This is a genomic window from Mycobacterium sp. ACS4054 (assembly GCF_001667275.1).
Lineage (GTDB): Bacteria > Actinomycetota > Actinomycetes > Mycobacteriales > Mycobacteriaceae > Mycobacterium.
This window is the reverse complement of the sequence record NZ_LZHV01000031.1, coordinates 90,675-103,378: the sequence shown is the minus strand read 5'-3', so window position 1 is coordinate 103,378 and position 12,704 is coordinate 90,675. Positions and strand designations below refer to the sequence as shown.

Here is a 12,704-nt window from a genome sequence, read left to right as displayed (position 1 = left end):
GTGTCGACCAGTCTGGCCATCGTCCGCCTCGATCCCGAGCTCCCACTGCCCGTGCGCGCCCACGACGGCGACGCCGGGGTGGATCTCTACAGCGCCGAAGACCTCAAGCTGGAACCCGGGCGACGCGCCCTGGTGCGCACGGGCGTGGCGGTCGCGATCCCGTTCGGGATGGTCGGCTTGGTCCACCCGCGTTCGGGTTTGGCGTCGCGCGTTGGGCTTTCGATCGTCAACAGCCCGGGCACCATCGACGCGGGCTACCGCGGCGAGATCAAGGTCGCGCTGATCAACCTCGATCCGGCCGAGCCGATCGTCGTGCATCGTGGTGACCGCATCGCCCAGCTGCTGGTGCAGCGGGTCGAGCTGGTCGAGCTGGTCGAGGTGTCGTCGTTCGACGAGGCCGGCCTGGCCGAAACATCCCGTGGCGACGGTGGCCACGGTTCCTCCGGCGGACATGCGAGTTTGTGATGGCAATCAAGAGAAACAACGACGACAGTGACAAGCCGGTGGACGCGGAAGCCGTCGCCGACCCGATCGACGAGGAGTTCGACGAAGAACTCGAGGGCCCGTTCGACATCGACGATTTCGACGACCCCTCGGTCGCGGAGCTCGCGCGGCTGGACCTGGGCTCGGTGCTCATCCCGATGCCGGAGGCGGGCCAGTTACAGGTCGAGCTGACCGAGACCGGGGTTCCCAGCGCCGTGTGGGTCGTCACGCCCAACGGCCGGTTCACCATCGCGGCCTACGCGGCACCGAAAACCGGCGGGCTGTGGCGTGAGGTGGCCGGCGAGCTCGCCGACTCGCTGCGCAACGACGGGGCGCAAGTCAGCATCAAGGACGGCCCGTGGGGCCGCGAGGTGGTCGGCTCCGCGTCCGGCGCGGTCCGCTTCATCGGCGTCGACGGCTACCGCTGGATGATCCGCTGCGTCGTCAACGGGGCGCACGAGACGATGGAAGCCCTCGAGCAGGAGGCGCGAGCGGCGTTGGCGGACACCGTCGTTCGCCGCGGTGACACACCGCTGCCGGTGCGCACCCCGTTGACCGTGCAGCTGCCCGAGCCGATGGCCCAGCAACTGCGCGAGGCCGCGGCCGCCCAGCAGGCCGCGGCGCAAGAGGCCGCGGAGCAGGGGCCGCCCGAGCCGGCGGCGCGCCGCAGCGCCGATGGCTCGGCCATGCAGCAGCTGCGCACCACCACCGGCGGCTGACCCGAACCGGCTAGTCCACGTCGGCGAGGGCGGCCAGGCACGCCGCGCCCAGCGCGGCGGGATCCGAGCCGATCTGGTCGAGCGTCACCGTCCGCAGCGCCGCGCGCGGCGCGGCGTCCACCCACTCCTGACCCACCCGCAGCGGATGGATGGGGTCGTCGACGGCGGCCGCCACGCCCATCGGCGCGGCCAGCCGGGCCAGCTCGGTGTGGTCCGGCGCCACATGGGCGGCGGCCTCGTCCATCGCGTCGGGGAGTTGCGGCCACTGGGCGCGCCACGAACGGGCCAGCTCGTCGGCCAGCCACGCCGGGCTCGACGCCCGCATCTGGCCGGTCGTCGCCTCCAGCCCGTCGGCGCGCAGCTGCGCGGCGGTGTGCCGCGCCGCCAGCGCCGCGGGCGCCTCCTCCGGCGCCCCGGCCCAGGCCGGCAGCGCGGCCAGCACAGCGACCGCCTTGTCCGCGTGGGTCAGTGCCCAGGCGACCGCCACCGCCGCGCCGATCGAGACGCCGCCGACCGCGATCGGGCCGGCGCGCGCGGCGGCGTCCAACGCCGACACGTAGCCGTCGATCAACCGGCCCGGCTGGGGCGGCGGGGTCACCAGGACGGCGCCGGCGCCGCGCAACGGACCGGAAAAGGCCCGGTAGACGTAGTGGTCGTCGGACCCCGTACCCGGCAACAACACCGTCGTGACACCCCGCAGATCGACAGCCACACCCCGATAGTGGCATCACGTTTGAGTCGGTTGGCGCGCGGGAACCAACAGGTCTACGGTGTCCGTTGGCATAAGTGGAAGCGCCGAGGCTTATCAGCATTGTCAGGAGTGGCCATGGGGGCCCAGGGATATCTTCGCCGGCTCACCCGTCGGTTGACGGAGGCGCCGGAGCAACGCGACTCTGAAGAGTTGTCCGACGAGGTCGCAAGTACCGGCGCACAACGGGTTATCGATTGCGAGCGTGGCCAAGAGGTCACCATGATCGGCACGCTGCGCAGCGTGGAATGTAACGGCAAGGCCTGCGCGGGCGGCGTCCGCGCCGAGCTGTTCGACGGCAGCGACACGGTCACCCTGGTCTGGTTGGGCCAGCGGCGGATCCCGGGCATCGACTCGGGTCGCAAGCTGCGGGTGCGGGGGCGGCTGGGCAAGCTGGAGAACGGCACCAAGGCCATCTACAACCCGCACTACGAAATTCAGCGGTGACGCTTCCCGACGATCGGGAGTCGAGTCCGGGATCGCACGATTCGACCGCGCCCGAGCGCGCCGGCGCCAACCGGCTCACCGCGGAACGGCTGCTGCGACAGGCGGGCGGGGTCAGCGGCGTCGTCTATTCGTCGCTGCCGGTTGTGATCTTCGTCATCGCGTCGAGCCTGTGGGGCCTGTTCGTGGCCATCGGCGCCGCGCTGGCCGCCGCGGCGCTGGTCCTGCTGTGGCGGCTGATCCGACGGGAATCGCCGCAGCCCGCATTCTCGGGATTCTTCGGCGTGGCCATCTGCGCGCTGGTCGCCTACATCGTCGGGGAGTCCAAGGGCTACTTCCTGATCGGCATCTGGACTTCGCTGCTCTGGGCGGTGGTGGTCGCGGCGTCGGTGATCATCCGGCGGCCGCTGGTCGGCTACGTGTGGAGCTGGGCCACCGGGCGTGGCCGCGCCTGGCGCGACGTGCCGCGGGCCGTCTACGCGTTCGACATCGCCTCGGTCTTCTGGGTGCTGGTCTTCGCCGCCCGGTTCGTGGTCCAGGGCATGCTCTACGACGCCGACCAGACCGGCTGGCTGGCATTCGCGCGCATCGCGATGGGCTGGCCGCTGACCGTGGCGGCCGCGCTTGTGACGTACCTGGCGATCAAGTCGGCCCAGCGTGCCATGTTGGCGGCCGGTGACACCGGCACCCAGATCGCGGCCGACCCGGTCCGCGACTAGTCGCTGAGCGCCGGGCCGTCCGGCAGCAGCAGCTTGCGCAGGTCCTCTTCGGCCTCGGCGACCGCGACGAACAGCAGCTCGTCGCCGCCCTCCAGCGGCTCGTCGGCCTCGGGCACGATCACCCGCGGGCCCCGCAGGATCGTCACCAGCGAGGCGTCCCGCGGCAGCTGCAGCCGGCGCACCGGCTTGCCGCCCCAGGGCGTGTCGTCGGGCAGGGTGATCTCGACGAGGTTGGCCTGCCCTCTGCGGAATTCCATGAGCCGCACCAGATCACCGACCGCCACGGCCTCTTCGATCAGCGAGGCGAGCATGCGCGGGGTGGACACCGCCACATCCACGCCCCAGGCGTCGGTGAACAACCACTCGTTGCGGGGGTCGTTGACCCGGGCCACCACCCGGGGCACCGCGAATTCGGTCTTGGCCAGCAGGCTGAGCACGACGTTGGCCTTGTCGTCGCCGGTCGCGGCCACCACAACGTCGAACTCCTGCAGGTGCACCGATTCGAGCAGGCTCAGCTCGCAGGCGTCGCCGAGCCGCCAGTGCGCGGCGGGGATGGCGTCGACGTCGACGTGATCGGGGTTGCGCTCGATGAGCGTCACGTCGTGGCCGTTTCCGACGAGTTCGCGACTCACGGAGCGGCCGACCGCGCCGGCCCCGGCGACAGCTACCTTCATTTGCGCCGCTCCTTAACCGAGGTCTTCACTGGGTGGCAGCGCCGCGATGGCCACGGCCTCGGCGACGCGGCCCGAGATCGCAGCGACGTAGACCTGATCGCCGGACTGCAGGGCCGTCTTGGGCTCGGGCAGGACGCCGGCGCCGAACCGGATCAGGAAGGCGACCCGGGCGCCGGTGGCCTGCTCGAGATCGGTGACCCGGTGCCCGATCCACTCCTCGTGCAGGACGACCTCGGCGACGGCCACCGTGCCGGTCGGGTCCCGCCACTTGGCGGTTTCGGTGTCCCGTAGCAGCGCGTTGAGCAGGCGGTCGGTGGTCCACGGCACGGTGGCGATGGTGGGGATGCCGAGGCGCTCGTACACCTCCGCGCGCTTGGCGTCGTAGATCCGGGCCACGACGCGCTTCACGCCGAAGGTCTCCCGGGCCAGCCGCGCCGAGATGATGTTCGAGTTGTCCCCGGAGGACACGGCGGCGAACGCGTCCGCCTCCTCGATGCCGGCCCGCAGCAACACGTCGCGGTCGAACCCCTGGCCGAGCACCCGCTCGCCGCCGTATTCCGGGCTGAGCCGGTTGAAGGCGGTGCTGTCGCGGTCGATGACCGCGACGTCGTGGCCGATCCGCGACAGCCCGTCGGCCACCGAGGAACCGACGCGGCCGCAGCCCATCACCACTACTCGCAATTTCCGATCCTCTCGGCTGCGTCCTGCGGCCCCCATCGGCAACCCACGTCGGCCAGCCGATTTCGGGTCGGCAAACATTCTCACCTACGAAGCTACCGCCACAACCCGGTGGGCTTAGTCTTGGCTCTCGTGTCCAAATTTTCCACCGCAGCGCGTCGGTTGCTAATTGGCCGGCCGTTTCGCAGCGACCGGCTCAGTCACACCCTGCTGCCCAAGCGGATCGCCCTGCCGGTGTTCGCCTCCGACGCGCTGTCCTCGGTGGCGTACGCCCCCGAAGAGGTCTTCCTGATGCTGTCGGTGGCCGGCGTCACCGCGTACGCGATGACGCCGTGGATCGGTCTGGCCGTCGCCGCGGTGATGTTGGTCGTGGTGGCCAGCTACCGGCAGAACGTGCATGCCTACCCGTCCGGCGGGGGCGACTACGAGGTGGTCACCACCAACCTCGGCGATACGGCCGGCCTGGTGGTCGCCAGCGCGCTGATGGTGGATTACGTTCTCACCGTTGCCGTTTCGACGGCATCGGCGATGTCCAACATCGGCTCCGCGATCCCGATCGTGGCCCAGCACAAGGTGTGGTTCTGCGTGGCGGCCATCCTGCTGGTGATGGCGTTGAACCTGCGGGGCATCCGCGAGTCCGGGGTGGCGTTCGCCATCCCGACGTACGCCTTCATCGTCGGCGTCTTCGTGATGATCGGCTGGGGGCTGATCCGGATCTTCGTGCTGGGCAACCCGCTGCGGGCGGAGTCCGCCGGGTTCCAGATGCACGCCGAGCACGGCCAGGTCGTCGGCTTCGCGCTCGCCTTCCTGGTGGCCCGCTCGTTCTCCTCGGGCTGCGCGGCGCTCACCGGTGTGGAGGCGATCAGCAACGGCGTCCCGGCGTTCGAGAAACCGAAGTCGCGCAACGCGGCGACGACGCTGCTGATGCTGGGCGGGATCGCGGTGACCCTGCTGATGGGGATCATCGTGCTGGCCCAGCAGATCAAGGTTCAGCTGGTCGAGGATCCCGCCCGGCAACTGACCGGCGCCCCGCCGGGTTACTACCAGAAGACCCTGGTCACCCAGCTGGCCGAAACGGTGTTCGGCAGCTTCCACATCGGCTTCCTGCTGATCGCCACGGTGACGGCGCTCATCCTGGTACTCGCCGCCAACACCGCGTTCAACGGTTTCCCGGTGCTCGGTTCGGTCCTGGCGCAGCACAGCTACCTGCCGCGCCAGCTGCACACCCGCGGCGACCGGCTGGCGTTCTCCAACGGAATCCTGTTTTTGTCCGGGGCGGCGCTGCTGGCGATCATCGCGTTCCGGGCGGAGGTCACCGCCCTGATCCAGCTCTACATCGTCGGCGTGTTCATTTCGTTCACGCTGAGCCAGATCGGCATGGTGCGGCACTGGACCCGGTTGCTGCGCACCGAGACCGATCCGCGGGCGCGCCGCAAGATGATGCGCTCCCGGGTGGTGAACACCATCGGATTGCTTTCCACCGGCGCCGTTCTGCTGGTCGTCCTGGTCACCAAGTTCGTCGCCGGGGCGTGGATCGCGTTGTTCGCGATGGGTTTGCTGTTCGGCATCATGAAGATGATCCACCGGCATTACGGCACCGTCAGCCGGGAACTCGAGCAGCAGGCGGCCGCCCAGCACGACGTGGTGCTGCCCAGCCGCAATCACGCCCTGGTGCTGGTGTCCAAGCTGCACCTGCCGACGCTGCGCGCCCTGGCCTACGCCCGCGCGACCCGGCCCGATGTGCTCGAGGCGCTCACCGTCAGCGTCGACGAGGGCGAAACCCGCGAGTTGGTGCACCAGTGGGAAGAGAGCGACATCAGCGTGCCGCTGAAGGTCATCGCCTCGCCGTACCGCGAAATCACCCGGCCAATACTCGATTACGTCAAACGCGTCAGCAAGGACTCGCCGCGAACGGTCGTCACCGTGTTCATCCCCGAGTACGTGGTGGGCCACTGGTGGGAACAGGTGCTGCACAACCAGAGCGCGCTGCGGCTCAAGGGCCGGTTGCTGTTCATGCCCAACGTGATGGTGACTTCCGTTCCGTGGCAACTGACTTCGTCGGAGCGGCTGAAGACCTTGCAGCCGCACGCCGCCCCCGGTGACGCGCGCAGGGGAATCTTCGATTGACCCGCGAATCGCCTGGCGCGGTGCTGCCCGCGCGCGAGCAGCTGACGCTGGTCACCGGCGCACCGGCCAACGGCGGCAGCTGCGTGGCGCATCACGAAGGACGCGTGGTGTTCGTCCGCTACGCGCTGCCGGGTGAGCGAGTGCGGGTGCGGGTCACCGCCGACCGCGGATCCTATTGGCACGCAGAGGTTGTCGAGGTGCTCGACCCGTCGGACGACCGCATCGAATCGCTGTGCCCGATCGCCGGGGTGGACGGCGCCGGGTGTTGCGACTTGGCGTTCGCCGCCCCGCAGGCGGCCCGCGCGCTCAAGGCTCAGGTGGTGGCCAATCAGCTCGAGCGGTTGGGCGGGCACTCCTGGGAGGGCGAGGCCGAACCGCTGCCGGGTTCCGGGCCGACTGGGTGGCGCACCCGCGTCCGGCTCGACGTGGGCGCGGACCGCCGCCCCGGCTTCCACCGGTACCACAGCGACGAGCTGGTCACCGACCTGCGCTGCGCGCAATTGCCGGCCGGCATGCTCGACGGGCTCGCCGAACCCGATTGGCCCCCAACGGCGCAGCTGCACGTCGTGGTGGACGACGACGGTGCGCGCCACGTGGTGCGCACGCTGCGGCAGGGCAGACGGACCGTGACCAAGGTCGTGGAGGGCGCCTACGAGGCGGTGCAGCGAGTCGAGGGGCGCAGCTGGCAGATCCCGGTGACCGCCTTCTGGCAGGCGCACCGCGGCGCGGCCGCGGTGTACAGCCGCCTGGTCGCCGACTGGGCGCAGCCCGCCGCCGGCATGACCGCCTGGGACCTCTACGGCGGCGCGGGCGTGTTCGCCGCGGCGCTCGGGGCGGCGGTCGGGGAGTCCGGGCGGGTGCTGAGCGTCGACACCTCGCGCGCCGCCACGCGGGCCGCCCGCGCCGCGCTGGACGACCTGCCGCAGGTGCAGGTCGTCACCGACTCGGTGCGCCGGGCGCTCGGCGCCCAACGATCGCGCGCGGACGTCGCGGTGCTGGACCCGCCGCGGGCGGGCGCCGGGCGTGACATCATCGATCTGTTGGCCGCCGCGGGCGTCCCGCGTGTGGTGCACATCGGTTGCGAGGCGGCCTCTTTCGCCCGCGACGTCGGGCTTTACCTCGGCTGCGGTTATGCCGTCGAGCAGATCAAGGTGTTCGACGCGTTCCCGCTCACCCATCACACCGAATGCGTCGCGTTGTTGACCCGCCGAGATTAGAGGAAGGGCGTCGCAGCGGATAGACTCCCTGGCGGTGTGCCGGGAAGCCTGGTCGGCGATGTCGTTGTCGACCAACCGAAAGGCATGGGTGCCTTCCACCGAAGAACTGGCCGCGGAGTCGCCCTTCACCCGTCAGGAATTGCGGCCGTCATGAACGAGACCCTCAGCTATGCGCTCATGGTGTTGTTCTCCAGCGCCGTCGGTCTGATCGCGGTGCTGGCGAACCGCCTGAGCGAGCGGGTCAAGATCCCGGTGCCCCTGCTCGTGCTGGTCGGGGCGGCCGTGGCGGTGCACGCCAGCCCTGCGGTGCAGCCGCCGGCCGAGCGGGTCGTGGAGCGGGTCATCACCATCGCGCTGGTGCTGGTGTTGTTCGACGGCGGCATGCATATCGGCCCCGCCCGCTTCCGCAGGGCCATCGGCCCCATCCTGTCGCTGGGCGTGCTCGGCACCGCCTTCACCGCCGCCGGCGCCGCGCTGATGCTGCACTACGCATGCGGAATCGGCTGGTTTCCCGCGGTGCTCGTCGCCACCGCCGTGGCCCCCACCGACCCGGCGGTCGTCTTCTCGGTCCTCGGCAAACGCGAAATTCGTGGTCGCAGTAGCACCATCTTGGAGGGCGAGTCCGGCGCCAACGACCCCGTCGGCATCTCGCTGATGTCCAGCCTGATCGCCGCCGGAAGCCTCACCGCGGCCGGATTCGCCAGCGTCGGAACGCAATTCGCCCTCCAGATGGCGATCGGATTGGCCGTCGGGGTCCTCGGTGGCCGCGCGCTGCTCGCCTTCATGCGCCGGGTGGCGCTGCCGAGCGAAGGCCTCTACCCGCTGCGAACGCTGGCATCCAGCCTGATGCTGTACGGCATCGCCACGCTGGCGCACGGCTCGGGCTTTTTGGCGGTATTCGTCGCCGGAATCGTGATCGGCGACGCCCGCGCGCCCTACAAGCCTGAGATCAAGCGATTCCACGCCGCTCTCGCCGGACTCGCCGAGATCGTGGCCTTCGTCGTGCTCGGCCTGACCGTCGACCTCGATGTGCTGACCCATCCCGACGTCTGGATTCCCGGGCTCGCCCTCGGTGTGGCCCTGACAGCGCTGATCCGTCCGCTCGCGGTGAGCGCCTGCCTGCTCGGTGTGCAGCTCGAACGAAACGAACGGGTCTTCGTCATGTTCGCCGGCCTGAAAGGGGCGGTGCCAATCTTGCTCGGGGAGTTGCTGCGCGCCGCGCACGTCGCCAACGCCGAACGCCTGTACGGCATCGTCGTCGTCGTGGTGATCTTCTCGGTGCTGGTGCAGGGCAGCTCGGTGCCCGGCGTCGCGAATCTTCTGCACCTGCCCATGCGCACCGTCGAGACCCAGCCGTGGGAGATCGGTGTGCGGCTGGCGGACGAACCGCAGGGAGCCCATCGCTTCAGCGTCGCCAAGGGGTCTACGGCCGAGGGGTGCACGGTCGAGGGGCTCAGCGACCGCGTCGGTGACATCTGGGTGAGTATCGTGGTCCGGACCACCGGGCTCGTACCGGTGCGGGGTGAGACCGAACTTCGGGCCGGCGACGAGGTCGTCATCCTGGCCGATCCCGAACTTCGTGACACCCTGGCCCAGCTCTTCGGCCCGCCGTAGCCCGGTTGCCGCCAATCGCTTTCCTGCTGTACCCACCGACGCTGCGTAGACTGTCGGGATGCTGGAACAGATCCGCGGGCCCGCTGATCTGCAACACCTGTCCCAACAGCAGCTGCGCGAACTTGCCGCCGAGATTCGCCAGTTCCTGATCCACAAGGTCGCTGCCACCGGGGGACACCTGGGGCCCAACCTCGGCGTGGTCGAACTGACGCTGGCGCTGCACCGCGTCTTCGACTCGCCGCACGACCCGATCGTCTTCGACACCGGTCATCAGGCCTACGTGCACAAGATGCTGACCGGGCGCTCGCAGGACTTCGAGAGCCTGCGCAAGAAGGGCGGCCTGTCGGGCTATCCGTCGCGCGCCGAGAGCGAACACGACTGGGTGGAGTCCAGCCACGCCAGCGCGGCGCTGTCCTACGCCGACGGCCTGGCCAAGGCGTTCGAGCTGACCGGCCACCGCAACCGGCACGTCGTCGCCGTGGTCGGCGACGGCGCGCTCACCGGCGGCATGTGCTGGGAGGCGCTGAACAACATCGCCGCCTCGCGCCGGCCGGTGATCATCGTCGTCAACGACAACGGGCGCAGCTATGCGCCGACCATCGGCGGCGTCGCCGACCGCCTGGCCACCCTGCGCCTGCAGCCGGCCTACGAGCAGGCCCTGGAGCGGGGCCGCGACGCGGTGCGTTCGCTGCCGCTGGTGGGCCAGATCGCCTATCGGTTCATGCACAGCGTCAAGGCCGGCATCAAGGACTCGCTGTCCCCGCAGTTGCTGTTCACCGACCTCGGCCTGAAGTACGTCGGCCCGGTCGACGGTCACGACGAACGCGCGGTGGAGATGGCACTGCGCCACGCGCGCGGCTTCGGCCGGCCGGTGATCGTGCACGTCGTCACCCGCAAGGGCATGGGTTACGCGCCGGCGGAGGACGACGAGGCCGAGCAGATGCACTCCTGCGGCGTGATCGACCCGGTCACCGGGCAGGCCACCAAGATCGCCGGCCCGGGCTGGACCGCCACGTTCTCCGAGGCGCTCATCGGCTACGCCCGCAAGCGCCGCGACATCGTCGCCATCACCGCGGCGATGCCCGGCCCGACGGGGTTGTCGGCGTTCGGGCAACAGTTCCCGGATCGCCTGTTCGACGTCGGCATCGCCGAGCAGCACGCGATGACGTCGGCCGCGGGCCTGGCGATGGGCGGCATGCACCCGGTGGTGGCCATCTATTCGACGTTCCTCAACCGGGCCTTCGACCAGATCATGATGGACGTCGCGCTGCACAAGCTGCCCGTCACCATGGTGCTGGACCGGGCCGGGATCACCGGCAACGACGGCGCCAGCCACAACGGCATGTGGGACCTCTCGATGCTGGGCATCGTGCCAGGCATGCGGGTGGCGGCGCCCAGGGATGCCACCCGGCTGCGTGAGGAACTCGGTGAGGCCCTCGACGTCAACGACGGCCCGACGGCGCTACGGTTCCCCAAAGGCGATGTGGGGGAAGACATTCCGGCCCTCGAGCGCCGGTCGGGCGTCGACGTGCTCGCCGTGCCGGCCGCCGGGTTGAACCACGACGTGCTGCTGGTGGGCGTCGGCGCATTCGTCCCGATGGCGCTCGAGGTGGCCAAGCGGCTGCACAACCAGGGGATCGGCGTGACGGTGATCGACCCGCGCTGGGTGCTCCCGGTGTCCGACGGGGTGCTGGAACTGGCCCGGCAGCACAAGCTCGTCGTCACCTGCGAGGACAACGGGGTCAACGGCGGCGTCGGGTCGGCGGTGTCCGCGGCCCTGCGCGGCGCGGACATCGACGTTCCGTGCCGCGACGTCGGCCTGCCACAACGGTTCTACGAGCACGCCGCGCGCGGTGAGCTGCTGGCCGACCTGGGGCTGACGGATCAGGACGTCGCCCGCCGCATCACCGGCTGGGTCGCCGCCCTGGGCAGCCCCGTCACCGAGGCGGAGATCCGCGAGCACCTCGACTAGACGCCCGGCCTCGCGTTCGGAACTAGTCGTCCTCGACCGGCGGCTGCAGCGCGCGCGCCAACACGGGATCGACCAATTCCCGCTGCCACGGCCGGGCCTGCCCGGCGCGCAGGAACGTCTCGACGGCCTCGAAGGGGTCGGGCGCGGCCTCCCAGTCCCAGCACAGCCGCCGCACCAGGTCGGGCGAGACCAGGTTCTCGGTGGGGACGTTGACCCGTTCCGACACCTCCGACAGCGCGGACCGCGCCGCCTCCAGCCGGGCGGCGGCTTCGGGTTTGCGCCGGCTCCACCGCGCCGGCGGCGGCGGCCCGTTCGGTGGTTCGGCGTCCACGGGCGGATTCTTGGTCTGCCGGGCCGCTTCCAGCGCCCCCAGCCACGTGGCGGCGCTGCGCCGTTGATTGCGCCCGCCGAACACCGGCAGCGCGGTGAGTTCCTCGACGGTCTTCGGGTCGGCGATGGCGGCCTCGATGATGGCCGAGTCCGGCAGGATGCGCCGCGGCGCGATGTCGCGGCGCTGGGCGATGCGGTCGCGCGTCAGCCACAGCTCGCGGACCGCGGCCAGGCCGCGCTGGTCGCGCACCCGGTGGATTCCCGACGTGCGCCGCCACCGGTCCCGCCGCGTCGCCGCGCTCGGGTCGCGGGATCCGACCGCGCGCAGGTAGTCGAATTCCTCTGCGGCCCAACCGCTTTTGCCCTGCTCGGTCAGCACGCCGGCGATCGCGGCGCGCAGCTCGATGAGCAGTTCGACATCCAGCGCCGCGTAGTTGAGCCATTCCTCGGGCAGGGGCCGTTTAGACCAATCGGCCGCGCCGTGGCCCTTGGCCAGCCCGGCGCCCAGCAGCCGCTCCACCATGGTCGCCAGGTTCACCCGCTCGAACCCGGCCAGCCGCCCGGCCAGCTCGGTGTCGTACAGGGCCGGCGGGTGCAGGCCGACCTCCGCCAGGCAGGGCAGGTCCTGATCGGCGGAATGCAGGATCCACTCGTCCTCGCCCAGCACCTCGGCGACGGGCCGCAACGCCTGCAGCGGGTCGGCGCCGTGGCTGACCGGGTCGATGAGCACGGTGCCGGCACCGGCCCGCCGGATTTGGATCAAATACGCGCGGTTGGAGTACCGGAAACCAGACGCCCGCTCGGCGTCCACCGCGAACGGCCCGCGCCCCCGATCCAGGCGCTCCGCGGCCTCCTCGATCTGGCGGACCGTCACCGAAAGATCGGGGATCCCGTCGGCCGGGTGCAGCAGCGGCGTGGGCTCCGGTTCGGCGCTGTCGGGCGCGGTGCTGCCGGGCCCGTCGGCCTCCGGTTCGCACAT

12 protein-coding genes are annotated in these 12,704 nt (G+C 70.5%); 8 read left to right on the top strand and 4 right to left on the bottom strand.

Annotation, left to right across the window (positions count from 1 at the left end; translation table 11 throughout):
- Positions 1 to 465: a dUTP diphosphatase gene (dut, locus tag A5730_RS06600; protein ID WP_067897255.1), complete on the top strand. Its 465-nt coding sequence runs from the start codon at positions 1 to 3 to the stop codon at positions 463 to 465.
- Positions 465 to 1,202 (top strand): DUF3710 domain-containing protein, encoded by a 738-nt coding sequence (locus A5730_RS06595; protein WP_067897253.1) that lies wholly within the window; start codon positions 465 to 467, stop codon positions 1,200 to 1,202. The genes dut and A5730_RS06595 overlap by 1 nt, the downstream gene beginning before the upstream one ends.
- Before the next feature lie 10 nt (positions 1,203 to 1,212).
- Here A5730_RS06595 and A5730_RS06590 read toward each other — a convergent pair whose 3' ends face one another.
- Complete coding sequence (locus A5730_RS06590; protein ID WP_067897250.1) at positions 1,213 to 1,914, bottom strand: alpha/beta fold hydrolase; 702 nt, start codon at positions 1,912 to 1,914, stop codon at positions 1,213 to 1,215.
- Between the two features lie 114 nt (positions 1,915 to 2,028).
- On the opposite strand from A5730_RS06590, the gene A5730_RS06585 reads away from it, so the two are divergent.
- Both A5730_RS06585 and A5730_RS06580 read left to right on the top strand, forming a co-directional pair.
- A complete protein-coding gene (locus tag A5730_RS06585) occupies positions 2,029 to 2,397 on the top strand; it encodes an OB-fold nucleic acid binding domain-containing protein (protein WP_055401629.1) in 369 nt (122 codons plus the stop codon).
- An 89-nt stretch (positions 2,398 to 2,486) separates the two neighbouring features.
- Positions 2,487 to 3,113, top strand: coding sequence for a DUF3159 domain-containing protein (locus A5730_RS06580; protein WP_067897518.1), 627 nt, complete (start codon positions 2,487 to 2,489; stop codon positions 3,111 to 3,113).
- On the opposite strand, the gene A5730_RS06575 is transcribed toward A5730_RS06580, so the two are convergent.
- On the bottom strand, positions 3,110 to 3,787 hold the full coding sequence (locus A5730_RS06575; protein WP_055401627.1) for a TrkA family potassium uptake protein: 678 nt from the start codon (positions 3,785 to 3,787) through the stop codon (positions 3,110 to 3,112). The genes A5730_RS06580 and A5730_RS06575 overlap by 4 nt on opposite strands.
- Positions 3,788 to 3,799: 12 nt before the next feature.
- Positions 3,800 to 4,468 (bottom strand): TrkA family potassium uptake protein, encoded by a 669-nt coding sequence (locus A5730_RS06570; RefSeq protein WP_156745714.1) that lies wholly within the window; start codon positions 4,466 to 4,468, stop codon positions 3,800 to 3,802.
- A 129-nt stretch (positions 4,469 to 4,597) separates the two neighbouring features.
- On the opposite strand from A5730_RS06570, the gene A5730_RS06565 reads away from it, so the two are divergent.
- From A5730_RS06565 to dxs, 4 genes are all read left to right on the top strand, one after another.
- The gene (locus A5730_RS06565) at positions 4,598 to 6,592 is read left to right on the top strand and encodes an APC family permease (protein WP_067897248.1); all 1,995 of its coding nucleotides are present in this window, start codon (positions 4,598 to 4,600) and stop codon (positions 6,590 to 6,592) included.
- Between the two features lie 20 nt (positions 6,593 to 6,612).
- Positions 6,613 to 7,809, top strand: coding sequence for a class I SAM-dependent RNA methyltransferase (locus A5730_RS06560; RefSeq protein ID WP_067897245.1), 1,197 nt, complete (start codon positions 6,613 to 6,615; stop codon positions 7,807 to 7,809).
- Positions 7,810 to 7,959: 150 nt separating this feature from the next.
- A complete protein-coding gene (locus tag A5730_RS06555; protein WP_067897242.1) occupies positions 7,960 to 9,423 on the top strand; it encodes a cation:proton antiporter in 1,464 nt (487 codons plus the stop codon).
- A gap of 58 nt (positions 9,424 to 9,481) precedes the next feature.
- Positions 9,482 to 11,395: a 1-deoxy-D-xylulose-5-phosphate synthase gene (gene dxs, locus A5730_RS06550; RefSeq protein ID WP_067897239.1), complete on the top strand. Its 1,914-nt coding sequence runs from the start codon at positions 9,482 to 9,484 to the stop codon at positions 11,393 to 11,395.
- A 22-nt stretch (positions 11,396 to 11,417) separates the two neighbouring features.
- Here dxs and A5730_RS06545 read toward each other — a convergent pair whose 3' ends face one another.
- Positions 11,418 to 12,704: a ribonuclease D gene (locus A5730_RS06545; protein ID WP_067897235.1), complete on the bottom strand. Its 1,287-nt coding sequence runs from the start codon at positions 12,702 to 12,704 to the stop codon at positions 11,418 to 11,420.